Origin of the sequence: Bradyrhizobium oligotrophicum S58 (assembly GCF_000344805.1) — a bacterium.
In the GTDB taxonomy this organism is placed as follows: domain Bacteria; phylum Pseudomonadota; class Alphaproteobacteria; order Rhizobiales; family Xanthobacteraceae; genus Bradyrhizobium; species Bradyrhizobium oligotrophicum.
In genome coordinates, this window is sequence record NC_020453.1 from 226406 (window position 1) to 239496 (window position 13091).

At 64.9% G+C, this 13091-nt stretch carries 15 protein-coding genes; 10 read left to right on the forward strand and 5 right to left on the reverse strand.

Features of this window, described 5'->3' with window-relative positions:
• Positions 1–31 precede the first annotated feature (31 nt).
• Complete coding sequence (gene secB, locus S58_RS01080; RefSeq protein ID WP_015663373.1) at positions 32–520, reverse strand: protein-export chaperone SecB; 489 nt, start codon at positions 518–520, stop codon at positions 32–34.
• 395 nt (positions 521–915) lie between these two features.
• On the opposite strand from secB, the gene S58_RS01085 reads away from it, so the two are divergent.
• The 3 genes from S58_RS01085 (at position 916) to S58_RS01095 (ending at position 4009) form a co-directional block, all read left to right on the forward strand.
• On the forward strand, positions 916–1617 hold the full coding sequence (locus S58_RS01085; RefSeq protein WP_042338526.1) for a Tim44/TimA family putative adaptor protein: 702 nt from the start codon (positions 916–918) through the stop codon (positions 1615–1617).
• 169 nt (positions 1618–1786) lie between these two features.
• A complete protein-coding gene (gene mltA, locus S58_RS01090) occupies positions 1787–3421 on the forward strand; it encodes a murein transglycosylase A (RefSeq protein WP_015663375.1) in 1635 nt (544 codons plus the stop codon).
• Between the two features lie 12 nt (positions 3422–3433).
• Positions 3434–4009, forward strand: a complete 576-nt coding sequence (locus tag S58_RS01095; RefSeq protein ID WP_015663376.1) for a Smr/MutS family protein — start codon at positions 3434–3436, stop codon at positions 4007–4009.
• 3 nt (positions 4010–4012) lie between these two features.
• Here S58_RS01095 and S58_RS01100 read toward each other — a convergent pair whose 3' ends face one another.
• The 4 genes from S58_RS01100 to hslV form a co-directional block, all read right to left on the reverse strand.
• Positions 4013–5101 carry a hypothetical protein gene (locus tag S58_RS01100; protein ID WP_015663377.1) on the reverse strand — a complete coding sequence of 363 codons (1089 nt, stop codon included), beginning with the start codon at positions 5099–5101 and terminating at the stop codon, positions 4013–4015.
• A gap of 296 nt (positions 5102–5397) precedes the next feature.
• Complete coding sequence (hslU, locus tag S58_RS01105) at positions 5398–6702, reverse strand: ATP-dependent protease ATPase subunit HslU (RefSeq protein ID WP_015663378.1); 1305 nt, start codon at positions 6700–6702, stop codon at positions 5398–5400.
• A gap of 51 nt (positions 6703–6753) precedes the next feature.
• Complete coding sequence (locus tag S58_RS01110; protein WP_015663379.1) at positions 6754–7353, reverse strand: DUF2585 domain-containing protein; 600 nt, start codon at positions 7351–7353, stop codon at positions 6754–6756.
• A 3-nt stretch (positions 7354–7356) separates the two neighbouring features.
• Positions 7357–7917, reverse strand: a complete 561-nt coding sequence (gene hslV / locus S58_RS01115) for an ATP-dependent protease subunit HslV (protein ID WP_015663380.1) — start codon at positions 7915–7917, stop codon at positions 7357–7359.
• A 195-nt stretch (positions 7918–8112) separates the two neighbouring features.
• Here hslV and hisB point away from each other — a divergent pair, with 195 nt between their 5' ends.
• From hisB to coaA, 7 genes are all read left to right on the forward strand, one after another.
• Positions 8113–8706 carry an imidazoleglycerol-phosphate dehydratase HisB gene (gene hisB / locus S58_RS01120; protein WP_015663381.1) on the forward strand — a complete coding sequence of 198 codons (594 nt, stop codon included), beginning with the start codon at positions 8113–8115 and terminating at the stop codon, positions 8704–8706.
• A 27-nt stretch (positions 8707–8733) separates the two neighbouring features.
• Positions 8734–9258, forward strand: a complete 525-nt coding sequence (locus S58_RS01125) for a DUF2628 domain-containing protein (RefSeq protein ID WP_015663382.1) — start codon at positions 8734–8736, stop codon at positions 9256–9258.
• Positions 9255–9905 (forward strand): imidazole glycerol phosphate synthase subunit HisH, encoded by a 651-nt coding sequence (hisH, locus tag S58_RS01130; RefSeq protein WP_015663383.1) that lies wholly within the window; start codon positions 9255–9257, stop codon positions 9903–9905. Before S58_RS01125 ends, hisH begins: the two co-directional genes overlap by 4 nt.
• A gap of 57 nt (positions 9906–9962) precedes the next feature.
• Complete coding sequence (gene hisA, locus S58_RS01135; protein WP_015663384.1) at positions 9963–10697, forward strand: 1-(5-phosphoribosyl)-5-[(5-phosphoribosylamino)methylideneamino]imidazole-4-carboxamide isomerase; 735 nt, start codon at positions 9963–9965, stop codon at positions 10695–10697.
• Positions 10698–10708: 11 nt separating this feature from the next.
• Positions 10709–11485, forward strand: a complete 777-nt coding sequence (gene hisF / locus S58_RS01140) for an imidazole glycerol phosphate synthase subunit HisF (RefSeq protein ID WP_015663385.1) — start codon at positions 10709–10711, stop codon at positions 11483–11485.
• Between the two features lie 79 nt (positions 11486–11564).
• Positions 11565–11888 (forward strand): phosphoribosyl-ATP diphosphatase, encoded by a 324-nt coding sequence (locus tag S58_RS01145; protein WP_042340476.1) that lies wholly within the window; start codon positions 11565–11567, stop codon positions 11886–11888.
• Between the two features lie 32 nt (positions 11889–11920).
• Positions 11921–12877 (forward strand): type I pantothenate kinase, encoded by a 957-nt coding sequence (coaA, locus tag S58_RS01150; RefSeq protein ID WP_015663387.1) that lies wholly within the window; start codon positions 11921–11923, stop codon positions 12875–12877.
• The last annotated feature ends 214 nt before the right edge of the window (positions 12878–13091 follow it).

Below are 13091 nucleotides of genomic sequence, written 5' to 3' on the forward strand. Positions count from 1 at the left end.
CAAAACAACCAATAACTAAATTCTTAACCGATCAACTGGGCCGGCTCTGACCGGCTTCGGCCGCAGCCTGACGCTCCATGTTCTGGCGGTACAGGCCGACGAAATCGACCGGATCCAGCATCAAGGGCGGGAAGCCGCCATCGCGCACCGAGTTGGCGACGATCTCGCGGGCGAACGGGAACAGCAGCCGCGGGCACTCGATCAGCAGCATCGGCGACAGGTTCTCGCGCGGAATGTTGACCAGCCGGAACACGCCGCCATAGACCAGCTCGAAGCTGAACATCACCTGGGTGCCGCTCTCGGCCTTGCCTTCGATCGTCAGCGTCACCTCATACTCGGTGTCCGCGAGGCTGTTGGCGCCGACATTGATCTGGATGTTGATCTGCGGCGGCTGACCCTGGGGCGCCAGGGACTGCGGAGCATTGGGGTTCTCGAACGAGAGATCCTTGATGTATTGCGCCAGCACATTCAGTTGAGGAGGGGGGGCCGCCTCGGGATTGGCGCCGTTACCGTTGGTCATCGAAGTGTTCTCCAGGCACAAAAGGGCGGATCGTTGCGGCGCGTGGCTACCATAGGGCCGGCTTGTTCCACAAGGACGAGCCGTGGGAAGCGGCGACAGCAGCCGAGTATGGTTGTCGGGTCCGATCTGCCTCCATTTGTCGCATGACGCGACCGGTGGGGCGGGCCGGCGTTTGGCTGGCCTGGGAACGCGGGATCCGATTTCCCCTCCGATTTCCCCTTGGCCTTGAAACGGGTTAGGATCGCCGCGCCACAATGTGCCATTGGCTGGGCCCATTTCGATGACTACATCCGGGACGATGGACCGATTCATCGGTCTTTACCCGGTTCTTGTAAAACGGGCATCTGATGGCCAGACCTCGCGTCCGGCCCGACAAGTCAGAAAGCGAACACGACGTGGACATTTATACCATCATCTTCCTGGCGTTGGCGGTCTTCATCTTCGTGCGCCTGCGGGCTGTGCTCGGACAGCGCACCGGCGGCGAGCGGACTCCGTTCGATCACGCCGCCCGGAACGCGGTGCAGGGGGCTCCCGACAACCGGGTGATACCGGTTCCCGGTGCGCCGATTGATCCGGCCGGTCCGGCCACGGGCGCCGATCTGGGCGTGCCGAACGATCGCTGGCGCGGTTTGGCCGAGCCGGGGACGCCGCTCGCACGCGGGCTCGACGCGGTAGTGGCGCAGGATCCGTCGTTCGACCCGCGCCATTTCCTGACCGGCGCGCGCAGCGCCTATGAGATGATCGTGCTTGCCTTTGCCAATGGCGACCGCCGCGCGCTGCGCGACCTGCTGTCGTCGGAGGTCTATGACAGCTTCGAGTCGGTCATCAAGGATCGCGAGAAGCACGAGCAGAAGACGGAGACGCGTTTCGTCTCCATCGACACGGCCGAACTGGTCAGTGCTGATGTGCGTGATCGCGCGGCGCAGCTCACGGTGCGGTTCGTGTCGCAGATGATCTCGGTCACCCGCGACAAGGCCGGCAACATCGTCGACGGTAATCCGGACAAGGTCGCCGACATCACCGACATCTGGACCTTCGCGCGCGACACCGGTTCGCGCGATCCGAACTGGAAGCTGGTCGGCACCGGCAGTCATTGACACGGAATGGACCACGGTCGCCGTGGGTCACATCAGTTGGTGGCCAGCTTCCGGCGGGCCGCCGCTTCCAAGGGAGGAGCAGACGTCGCATCCCGGATTTTGAAGGCCCGTTTTTTGAAGTCATGTTTCTTCCAAGCTTCGCGTTGAGTGGTACTTTGATGGTGCAGGCATGGTTCGCGAAATTTGGAAGCGGGGCTTTACCGTCAACAGCCTCAAATACTGGACGCCGGCGCTTGTCCTGACTGTCGCCGCCGTGGCGGTCGCGCCCTATGCGGCCGAGGCCGTGCGCTCGCGTCACCGGTCTGTCGAACCGGTGCGTCACCTGCCCTACCCCCAGCTCGACTGGCCGCTCGAGATCACCAACAGCCAGTATCTGCCGTTGGCCTGGAGCGACGTGCCCGGCTGGAACGACGATGACCAGCTGGCGGCCTACCGGACCTTTCGCGCCAGCTGCAAGCCGATCGCGGCCAAGCCCGACGGCGCCCCCGAGGACAAGGCGCTCGGTGATTCCTTGCGCGATCCATGTCGCGACGCGCGGTCGGCCGATCTCGCCGACAATGCCGCGGCCAAGGCGTTCTTCGAGCGGCATTTCGAACCCTTGAAGATCTCCAAGCTCGGCGATGCCGATGGCTTCGTCACCGGCTACTACGAGCCCGTCATCGAGGGCTCGCGGACCCAGAACGAGGTCTACAACGTTCCGGTCTATCGCCGTCCGTCGAATTTGTTCGTGCGAGGCTTCAAGCAGGACGCGCCCAATCTGCCGAACAAGGGCGCTGTCTATCGCAAGATCGGCCGGCGCAAGCTCGTCCCTTATTATGACCGTGCGGAGATCGAGGACGGTGCCATCGAGGGCCGCGGCCTCGAGATCGCCTGGCTCAGGAATCAGACGGATCTGTTGTTTGCCCAGATCCAGGGCTCGGCGCGCATCAGCCTGGATGACGGCTCCACGGTGCGTATCAACTACGACGCCTATAACGGCTTCCCCTACACACCAGTCGGCCGCGTGCTGATCGAGCGCGGTATCATCCCGCGCGAGCAGATGTCGATGCAGCGCATCCGCGACTGGATGGAGCAGAATCCGGAAGGCGCCAACGAGCTGCGCCGGACGAACCGCTCCTACATCTTCTTCCGCGAGGTGCAACTGTCCGAAAAGGACGAGGCCGTCGGCGCGCAGGGCATCCCGCTGACGCCGGGCCGTTCGATTGCCGTCGACAAGTCGCTGCACGTCTACGGCACGCCGTTCTTCATCACCGGCGAGTTGCCGATCGAATCCGAGAAGTCGAAGACGGCGTTTCACCGGCTGATGATCGCGCAGGATACGGGGTCGGCGATCGTCGGGCCTGCCCGCGCCGATCTGTACTTCGGCGCCGGCCAGGAAGCCGGCAAGGTGTCCGGCCGTCTCAAGCACAGCATGCAGTTCGTGATGCTGGTGCCGAGGAGCCTCGATCCGGTCGCGCGCGGCCGCAAGATGCCGCTGCCGGATGCACGTCCGTCGGAGAAGATTGCAAAGCTGTTTCCGCAGGTGCTGCCCAAGGAGGCGCCCACGGACGCGGCTAAGGATCAGGTCAAGGAGCAGGCGAAGGATCAAGGAAAGCAGCAGGACCAAGCGAAGGCGACGGTCGTGCCCTCCCCCGTCAAGGATGCGAAGGCCCCTGCTCCGGCGACGGCGAGCGCCGCGACGACGGTGGCGCAGAACGCGCCGGCTGCACAGTCGGTGCCCCTGCCCGAAGCCAGGCCGCGACTCGAAAGTGATCGCAATATCCGCCGATTGCGTTATGGCAGACGTCACCGCCACCGCCGATGACAAGCCGTCTCCATGTCTGATGATCCCGAGCCGCTGCGCGGCCGTCGCAAGCGCGGCCTCTCCGAGGACGAGCGCACGCTGTGGGAGATGGTCGCGCGCCAGGTCAAGCCGCTGCGCAAGAAGTCGCGTCCGGTGCGGCCGCATCCGCCGATGGTGACGGCCGAGCCGCAGCCGGACAAGCCGACGGCGACGCCACGTCCGATGCCGCCAGTCGTCATGCCCAAGCCGGTCAGGCCGGCAATTCCGCCGTTGGTGTCGCTCGGCCGCAAGGAGCGCTCAAAGCTGTCGCGCGGCCGCAGCGAGATCGACGCCCGCCTCGACCTGCACGGCATGACCCAGGGCCGCGCGCATCAGGCGCTGCATCATTTCCTGCATCGGGCTCAGCACGACGGTCTCACCTTCGTGCTGGTCATCACCGGCAAGGGCACCATCGGCACCGATCCCGAGCGCGGCGTGCTGCGGCGGCAGGTGCCGCATTGGCTCGGCCTGCCGGAATTTCGCTCGCTGATCGTCGGTTTCGAAGAGGCCCATGTCGGCCATGGCGGCGCCGGCGCGCTCTATGTCCGGATCAGGCGCGCCCGCGGTTGAGCGTCAGAAGGGCCGGATGATGCCGACCCGCGGCACGGCGGTGACGATCCAGCCCAGGATCGTGGTCTTGCGATCATCGGCATCGATGGGCGTGATCGGTGTTGTCGCCGGCAGCGTCTTCACCGCATGCAGCATCAGGATCATGCAGACCACCCAGCTCGAGATCCAGCGCGAATAGTCGAACACCATCGCGAACATCACGAGGTAGGCGAAGCTGATCACGGTCAGCGTGGCAATGACGATCTGGCGATGGCGCTGCGCTTCCAGCGCGCCGATGCGGTCCCTGAAAGTGCGCCACAGCGGCGCGTGCAGCCAGAGCAGCAGAGCATAGACGGGCACGCCGAGCAGGTTCGAGGGCAGCCGCGCCCAGGTGTCCTGCACCTCCTTTGCAAGCGGCTGGTACCAGACATAGGCGAACTGCAGGAGATTGGTGCGCGACGGATCGACCATCCGCGTCTGCAGGTAGTGTACGAAGTCCGCTTCGGGAATCGGCATGGTACCGGCGAACTGCGCCGCCAGGAACAACACCCCGAGACCGAGCAGCGCGCCCACGCCGACGGCGAGATCGAGCCGCGTGGGAACGCGCGACAGGTAGTAGCGCAGCACGACGATGGCGGCGATGGTCGGCACATACATCAGGAGATGGATGTGGTGGATCAGCACAAGCACCGCCGAGATGACCGCGGCGAGCAGCACGTAGCCGAGCGAGCCGGCCGGCACCAGCAGCAGGATGATCGCGCCGAGGCAGCCATAGATGTCGAAATGGCCGAGCGTGAACAGGAAGTTCTTGAACGCGAACGGCGAGCCCGCGGTGAAGACGAATAATGGCAGGCGCGCGCGGTCCAGGCCGAAGGTGCGTCGGAACAGCTGTACGAACAGCGCGAACGTGATCAGCCAGACAAGGCCTGCAAGCGCGAACACCAGCCAGACCGGTACCTTCGCCATAAACAGTCCGACGATGGCCCCGATCAGCGCGCGCTTGATGAAGCCGAAGTGATAGTCGACCAGCAGATGGATGTAGGGAATGTAGGGCGGCAGCGTGATCTTGTGCAGGAACACGCCGAGCATGATGGCGGCATTGACGGCGAGCATGAGGCGCCAGTGGATTCGCGGCACTTCAGCAAACAACGTTGGGAGCCGAAGCCGTTTCGGCGCGCTCACTGCAACCTCGCCCCGCTTGCGGGGAGAGGTCGGATTGCATCGTCAGATGCAATCCGGGTGAGGGGGTACAGGTCCAACCATTCACACTGCTCGTGCGGCTGCCCCTCACCCCAGCCCTCTCCCTGTAAGGACGGGGCGATGGAGCGCACTGTGCCAGGCGCTGCACCGTCCATCACATCCCGCGGCGATGTGCGCATGACCGTCTCATAGCCTGCTGCAGGGATGGACTACAAAATGAAACGGCTCAGATCGGTGTTCTTGGCGAGGTCGCCGATGTGCTGCTGCACATAGGCGGCGTCGACGCGCATGGTCTCGCCGTTGCGGTCGGAGGCGGTGAAGGAGATCTCGTCGAGTACGCGCTCCATCACCGTCTGCAGCCGGCGGGCGCCTATGTTCTCGACCGTCGAGTTCACCGCGACCGCGATGTCAGCAAGCGCGTCGATCGCATCGTCGGTGATGTCGAGCGTGACGCCCTCGGTCTGCATCAGCGCGACATATTGCTTGATCAACGACGCCTCCGGCTCGGTGAGGATGCGCCGCATGTCGTCGCGGGTCAGCGCCTGCAGCTCGACGCGGATCGGGAGCCGGCCCTGCAACTCCGGCAAGAGGTCCGAAGGCTTGGCGATGTGGAACGCGCCGGACGCAATGAACAGGATGTGGTCGGTCTTCACCGCGCCGTGCTTGGTGGACACCGTCGTGCCCTCGATCAGCGGCAGCAGATCGCGCTGCACGCCCTCGCGCGAGACGTCGCCGCCGGCGCGGTTCTCGCGCACGCAGATCTTGTCGATCTCGTCGAGGAACACGATGCCGTTGTTCTCGACGACGCTGATCGCTTCCTGCACCAGCTGGTCGCTGTCGAGCAGCTTGTCGGATTCCTCGGCAATCAGGATGTCGTGGGAGGACTCGACAGTGATGCGCCGCGTCTTGGTGCGGCCGCCGAGCTTGCCGAAGATGTCGCCGATCGAGATCGCGCCCATCTGTGCGCCCGGCATGCCCGGGATTTCGAACATCGGAAAGCCGCTGCCCGAGGACTGCGTCTCGATCTCGATTTCCTTGTCGTTGAGCTCGCCGGCGCGCAGCTTGCGGCGGAACGAGTCGCGGGTGGCAGCACTGGAATTGGCGCCGACCAGCGCATCGAGCACGCGCTCCTCGGCGGCGAGCTGGGCGCGGGCGGCGACGTCCTTGCGCTTGCGCTCGCGCACCTGGACGATCGCGACCTCGATCAGGTCGCGGATGATCTGCTCGACGTCGCGGCCGACATAGCCGACCTCGGTGAACTTGGTCGCCTCGACCTTGAGGAACGGCGCGCCCGCGAGCTTTGCCAGCCGCCGCGCGATCTCGGTCTTGCCGACGCCGGTCGGGCCGATCATCAGGATGTTCTTCGGCAGAACCTCCTCGCGCAGGCCAGTGTCGAGCTGCAGCCGCCGCCAGCGGTTGCGAAGGGCGATGGAGACCGCCCGCTTGGCGTCGGCCTGGCCGACGATGTAGCGGTCGAGTTCGGAGACGATTTCGCGAGGGGAAAAGTCGGTCATGGGCTTCTAGCTAGGGTCGGACGGGGACGAGGGCAAGCCGGATTTCCGCCGTCACAGGAGTGGCGGGCCGGCCTGCCACTGCCGGATCGCCTCGGTTGGATAGACCAGCATCAAAATGTTGAGCGTCAGGTTGTCGCGGATGTGCAAGCCCACCCCGATCTCGAAGGCGATCGCAATCACAACGGTCAGCCACACCGGCAGCGCCCGCGCCAGCAGAAAGCCGGTCATCATCGCCATGTTATCGCCGACGGAGTTCACGATGCTGTCGCCGTAGTAATCCAGCGAGATCGTGGCGGCACGATAACGCTCGATGATGAGGCTGGAGTTCTCGACCAGCTCCCAGGCGCCTTCGATCAGCATCGCGATGATCAGCCGTCCCTGCCAGGGCAGAACCGGCACCACCAGCGCGGTCAGCGCGTAGAACAGGAAGCCGTGAATGATGTGCGAGAACGTGTACCAGTCGGTGAGATGCTGGGAGTTCTCCGAGCTCTGCACCACGCCGTGCCACAGCTTGACGATGCCGCAGGCGCAGATCGGCAGCCGGCCCATGGCGAACAGCAGTGCGGCCTGCAGTGCCAGGAGCCCTAGCGCCGCTGCAAACCAGGGGGCGGACGATCGTCCGGTCGGGGCGCCGATCTCGTCCGCGGTCATCGTCTACTCGGCCGACAGCGCTTCGATGGTGATGTTGCGGTTGGTGTAGACGCAGATGTCGGCGGCGATGTCGAGCGAGCGGCGGACGATGCTCTCGGCATCCTTGTCGGTGTCGATCAGTGCCCGTGCGGCCGCCAGCGCGTAATTGCCGCCCGACCCGATCGCCATCACCCCGGACTCCGGTTCCAGCACGTCGCCGGTCCCGGTCAGGACCAGCGAGACCTCCTTGTCGGCGACGATCATCATGGCCTCCAGCCGGCGCAGATATCGGTCGGTGCGCCAGTCCTTGGCGAGCTCGACGGCAGCCCGGGTCAGCTGCCCCGGATATTGCTCCAGCTTGCTCTCCAGCCGCTCGAACAGGGTGAAGGCATCGGCGGTGGCCCCGGCGAAGCCGCCGATCACGTCGCCCTTGCCGAGCTTGCGCACCTTGCGGGCATTGGACTTGATCACGGTCTGGCCGATCGAGACCTGGCCGTCGCCGCCCACGACCACCCTGCCCCCCTTGCGGACGGTCAGGATCGTGGTGCCGTGCCAGACGGTGGGCTCGTTCGAGGATGCGTGCATGGGGGGTCCCTGGTTGATGCCCTCATTTAGGCGCCTGGGCGCGAGGATACAATTACCGGGCCCCTGCCCTGCCCTTTCAGGCCTTGAAATCCGCTCACCATGGCCCGAGATCAGGCGCTCGGCGGATCATCCCGCAGTAGCTAAGGTGTCATCCGCCTGATAAAAGGGCCGCGTTTTCAAGGGAAAGCTGACCCCATGCGTAGCGCGACCATCAAGCGCAAAACCAAAGAGACCGACGTTGAGGTGTCCGTGAACCTCGACGGCACCGGCGTCGTCAACATCGCGACCGGTATCGGCTTCTTCGATCACATGCTGGATCTGCTCGCCCGGCATTCCCGCATCGACATGACGGTCAAGGCGGTCGGCGACCTCCATATCGATTTCCACCACACCACCGAGGATGTCGGCATCGCGCTCGGCCAAGCGGTCAGGCAGGCGCTCGGCGACATGGCCGGCATCACCCGCTATGCCTCGATCCACATGCCGATGGACGAGACCCTGACCCGCGTCGTCATCGACGTGTCGGGCCGGCCGATGCTGGTGTTCCGCACGACTTTCGCGCGCGACAAGATCGGCGAGTTCGACACCGAGCTGGTGCGCGAATGGTTCAATGCGTTTGCCATGAACGCCGGCATCACGCTGCATGTCGAGACGCTGTACGGCGAGAACGCCCATCATATCGCCGAATCCTGCTTCAAGGGTCTGGCGCGGGCGCTGCGGACCGCGCTTGCGGTCGATCCGCGCAACCAAGGCGAAGTGCCATCCACCAAGGGTCAGCTCGGCGGCTGACCTCCCTCCTCCCAAGGGATTTTCGACATGCCCGTCTATACGGTTCACGCTCCCCTCGCCGCCGGGGTCGATCTGCGTTCGACGGATCGCTTCGTCTTCATCCGCGATGGTTTTCATTTCTGGGCCGCCGTGCTCGGCGCCGTCTGGCTGGCCTGGCATCGGCTGTGGCTCGCGATGTTCGGCTGGGTCGTGCTGATGATTGCGCTCGACGTGATCATGGTGCGCGTCGGCATCGGCGGTGGTGCGATCGCCGGCATCGATCTGTTGCTTGCCATCCTGCTCGGGCTCGAAGCCTCCAGCCTGAAGCGCTGGAGCTATTCGCGAAGGCATTGGCGTCAGCTCGACGTCGTCGTCGCCGACGATCTCGATGCCGCCGAACGCCGCTTCTTCGAGCGCTGGGCCGCACGGCGCAGCGATCTCGGTTACAACAACTACACCGTCGATCGCGGCGCACCGCCGCCGTCGCGTGACAACGGCAATGGGCAGCACCCGCCGCCGCTGCCGCATTCCAGCATCATTGGCTTGTTTCCCGAACCCGGAGGTGGACGATGAGTGTCGCAATCATCGATTACGGCTCCGGCAATCTGCATTCCGCCGCCAAGGCGTTTGAGCGCGCCGCGCGCGGCATGGAGGATCCGCAGAAGGTCGTCGTGACGCGCGATCCGGACACGGTCTATCGCGCCGACCGCATCGTGCTGCCCGGTGTCGGTGCCTTCGCCGACTGCCGCCGCGGCCTCGACTCCGTGAATGGCATGCTCGAAGCGATGACCGAGGCCGTGCGCCACAAGGCGCGGCCGTTCTTCGGCATCTGCGTCGGCATGCAGCTGATGGCGACGCGCGGCAAGGAGCACGTCACCACCGATGGCTTCGACTGGATCTCGGGCGATGTCGAAAAGATCGCGCCGCGTGACGAGAGCCTGAAGATTCCGCACATGGGCTGGAACACGCTCGATCTGGTGCAGGAGCACCCGGTGCTGGAGCGGCTGCCGCTGGGGCCGAAAGGGTTGCACGCTTATTTCGTGCACTCCTATCACTTGAACGCGGTCGACGAAAACGACGTGCTGGCGCGCGCCGATTATGGCGGGCCGATCACCGCTGTTGTCGGCAAGGACACCGCCATCGGCACGCAATTCCATCCCGAGAAGAGCCAGCGGTTCGGTCTCGCTTTGATTTCCAACTTCCTGAAGTGGAAGCCGTGAGCTTCGTCCTGTTCGCCGGGGAGGCGGGCAGGGCGCGCTCTTGAAAGACAAACTCAGATGATCCTGTTTCCCGCCATCGATCTGAAGAACGGCCAATGCGTGCGCCTGGAGCAGGGCGACATGGCGCGCGCCACCGTGTTCAACCTCGATCCCGCCGCGCAGGCCAAGAGCTTCGCCGACCAGGGGTTTGAATATCTGCACGTCGTCGATCTCGACGGCGCCTTCGCCGGCAAGCCGATGAATGCCCAGGCCGTCGAGTCCATGCTGAAAGTCGTGAAGATGCCGGTGCAACTCGGCGGCGGCATCCGCGATCTCAAGACGGTGGAGGCCTGGCTCGGCAAGGGCATCACCCGCGTCATCATCGGCACGGCCGCCGTGCGCGATCCCGAGCTGGTGAAGACCGCCGCGAAGACATTCCCCGGCCGCGTCGCCGTCGGCCTCGATGCCCGCGACGGCAAGGTCGCAGTCGAAGGCTGGGCGGAAACGTCGGAAGTCACCGCGCTCGATATTGCCAAACGTTTCGAGGATGCCGGCGTCGCCGCGATCATCTTCACCGACATCGCGCGCGATGGTCTGCTCAAGGGCCTTAATCTCGATGCCACGATCGCGCTCGGCGATGCCATCTCGATTCCCGTGATCGCCTCCGGCGGCCTCGCCTCGATCGAGGACGTCAAGGCGATGCTGACACCGCGCGCCAGGAAGCTGGAAGGCGCCATCGCCGGCCGCGCGCTGTATGACGGACGGCTCGACCCCGCCGAGGCGCTGGCGCTGATCCGCGCGGCGCGCGCGTAGGAGACAACAGGATGTTCAAGGTCCGCGTCATTCCCTGCCTCGACGTCAAGGACGGACGGGTCGTCAAGGGCGTCAACTTCGTCAATCTGCGCGACGCCGGCGATCCCGTGGAAGCGGCGATCGCCTATGACGCCGCCGGCGCCGACGAACTCTGCTTCCTCGACATCACCGCGACCCATGAGAACCGCGGCATCATGCTCGACGTCGTCCGGCGCACGGCGGAGGCCTGCTTCATGCCGGTCACGGTCGGCGGCGGCGTGCGCACCATCGACGACATCAAGACCCTGCTGCGTTCGGGCGCGGACAAGGTCTCGATCAATTCGGCCGCGGTGGCCCGGCGTGAGTTCGTGAAGGAAGCCGCCGAGAAATTCGGCGAGCAGTGCATCGTGGTTGCGATCGACGCCAAGTCCGTCCCGCGTCCGGGCGGCGGCTCGCGCTGGGAGATCTTCACCCATGGCGGCCGCAAGACGACCGGCATCGATGCGCTGGAATACGCCGAGGAGGTCGTGGCGCTCGGCGCCGGCGAGATCCTGCTGACCTCGATGGACCGCGACGGCACGCGTCAGGGGTTTGACCTGCCGCTGACCCGGGCGGTCGCCGACAGCGTTCCAGTGCCGGTGATCGCTTCGGGCGGCGTCGGCAATCTCGATCACCTGGTCGACGGTATCCGCCAGGGCCGGGCGACCGCGGTGCTGGCCGCCTCGATCTTCCATTTCGGGGAATTTACCATCCGGCAGGCCAAGGAGCACATGGTGCGGCAGGGCCTGCCGATGCGGCTCGATCCCTGACGACATTGCGCCGCAAAAATGTTAAATGAGTTCCTGCCCACTGGCCTTCCAGGCGGGCGGGCGTTTCGAGTACCGGCTGATGTCCCGCTTCACGCTTCACGATCTCGCTGCCATCATCGACGCGCGCGCCGCGGCGGGCGGCGAGGCGTCCTATACGCGCAAGCTGCTCGACAAGGGTCCGCCGCAATGCGCCAAGAAGATGGGCGAGGAGGCGGTCGAGACCGTCATCGCCGCTGTCGGCAACGACCGTGAGCATCTGATCTCCGAAAGTGCCGATCTGCTGTTTCATCTGTTGGTGCTGTTGAAGTCACGCGACGTGCGGCTCGAGGAAGTCGAGGCGGCGCTCGGCAAGCGGACCAGTCAGTCGGGTCTGGAAGAAAAGGCGGCGCGCAGGACGGAGTAGGGCGCGTCGGCGGGGAAACGAAGGGCAGCGTCATGGATATGCGCACCAGCGAACAACAATATAATCCGTACCGTGTCTTCACCCGCCAGCAATGGGCGGAGCTGCGCAACGACACGCCGATGACCTTGGAGCCCGGCGAGTTCTCCAAGCTGCGCTCGATGCACGACCGCCTCGACCTGCAGGAGGTCGAGGACATCTACCTGCCGCTGTCACGCCTGCTGTCGATGTATGTCGATGCGGCGCAGCGGCTGTACTACGCGCAGCGCCAGTTCCTCGGCATCCGCGACCGCAAGATGCCCTATATCATCGGCGTCGCCGGCTCGGTGTCGGTCGGCAAGTCGACCACCGCACGCGTGCTGCAGGCGCTGCTGACACGCTGGTCACCGCGGCCGAACGTCGACCTCATCACCACCGACGGCTTTCTGTATCCGAACGCAGTGCTGGAGCGGCAGGGCCTGATGCAGAAGAAGGGCTTTCCCGAAAGCTACGACCTGCCGCGTCTACTCAGCTTCCTCTCCGACATCAAGGCCGGCCGCCATCCGGTGCGCGCGCCGGTGTACTCGCATCTCACCTACGACATCGTTCCCAACAAATGGGTCGAGATCGACCAGCCCGACATTCTCATCGTCGAGGGCGTCAACGTGCTGCAGACCGGACCGCTGCCGCGCGACGGCAAGGCGGTGCCCGTCGTCTCGGACTTCTTCGACTTCTCGGTCTACATCGATGCCGAGGAGGCGGTGCTGCGCAAGTGGTACGTGAAGCGCTTCCTGTCGCTGCGCGACACGGCGTTCCACGATCCCCGCTCCTACTTCAATCGCTACGCGCTGCTGTCGGACGACGAAGCCATCGCTACCGCCATCGCGATCTGGGAACGCACCAACCTCGCCAACCTCGAGGACAACATCCTCCCGACCAGGCCCCGGGCGACGCTGATCCTGAAGAAGGGCGCCGACCACGAGATTGAAACGGTGGCGCTCAGGCGGTTGTGAGCTGCCGGTAAGCCTTCGCGGCCTGTTCGGCACCATCCGTCATTCCGGGGCGCGCGGAGCGCGAGCCCGGAATCCATAGCCACGGCCGGTTATGGTAGATCGAGATCCTTGTGGCGCTCGCCTTCGTCAAGAATAACGCCCGGTGGTTATGGATTCCGGGCTCATTCGCGCTGCTTCAAAATGGCTTCGCCATTTTGCGCGCGAATGCCCCGGA

Excerpts from the sequence above, each read along its gene's own strand:
- S58_RS01095 (WP_015663376.1), top strand. The coding sequence starts at position 3,434 with ATGTCTGATGATCCCGAGCCGCTGCGCGGCCGTCGCAAGCGCGGCCTC.
- S58_RS01100 (WP_015663377.1), bottom strand. The coding sequence starts at position 5,101 with ATGCTCGCCGTCAATGCCGCCATCATGCTCGGCGTGTTCCTGCACAAG.
- hisA (WP_015663384.1), top strand. The coding sequence starts at position 9,963 with ATGATCCTGTTTCCCGCCATCGATCTGAAGAACGGCCAATGCGTGCGC.
- hslU (WP_015663378.1), bottom strand. The coding sequence starts at position 6,702 with ATGACCGACTTTTCCCCTCGCGAAATCGTCTCCGAACTCGACCGCTAC.
- coaA (WP_015663387.1), top strand. The coding sequence starts at position 11,921 with ATGGATATGCGCACCAGCGAACAACAATATAATCCGTACCGTGTCTTC.
- S58_RS01145 (WP_042340476.1), top strand. The coding sequence starts at position 11,565 with ATGTCCCGCTTCACGCTTCACGATCTCGCTGCCATCATCGACGCGCGC.
- hisH (WP_015663383.1), top strand. The coding sequence starts at position 9,255 with ATGAGTGTCGCAATCATCGATTACGGCTCCGGCAATCTGCATTCCGCC.
- S58_RS01125 (WP_015663382.1), top strand. The coding sequence starts at position 8,734 with ATGCCCGTCTATACGGTTCACGCTCCCCTCGCCGCCGGGGTCGATCTG.
- hisF (WP_015663385.1), top strand. The coding sequence starts at position 10,709 with ATGTTCAAGGTCCGCGTCATTCCCTGCCTCGACGTCAAGGACGGACGG.
- mltA (WP_015663375.1), top strand. The coding sequence starts at position 1,787 with ATGGTTCGCGAAATTTGGAAGCGGGGCTTTACCGTCAACAGCCTCAAA.
- S58_RS01110 (WP_015663379.1), bottom strand. The coding sequence starts at position 7,353 with ATGACCGCGGACGAGATCGGCGCCCCGACCGGACGATCGTCCGCCCCC.
- secB (WP_015663373.1), bottom strand. The coding sequence starts at position 520 with ATGACCAACGGTAACGGCGCCAATCCCGAGGCGGCCCCCCCTCCTCAA.
- hisB (WP_015663381.1), top strand. The coding sequence starts at position 8,113 with ATGCGTAGCGCGACCATCAAGCGCAAAACCAAAGAGACCGACGTTGAG.
- hslV (WP_015663380.1), bottom strand. The coding sequence starts at position 7,917 with ATGCACGCATCCTCGAACGAGCCCACCGTCTGGCACGGCACCACGATC.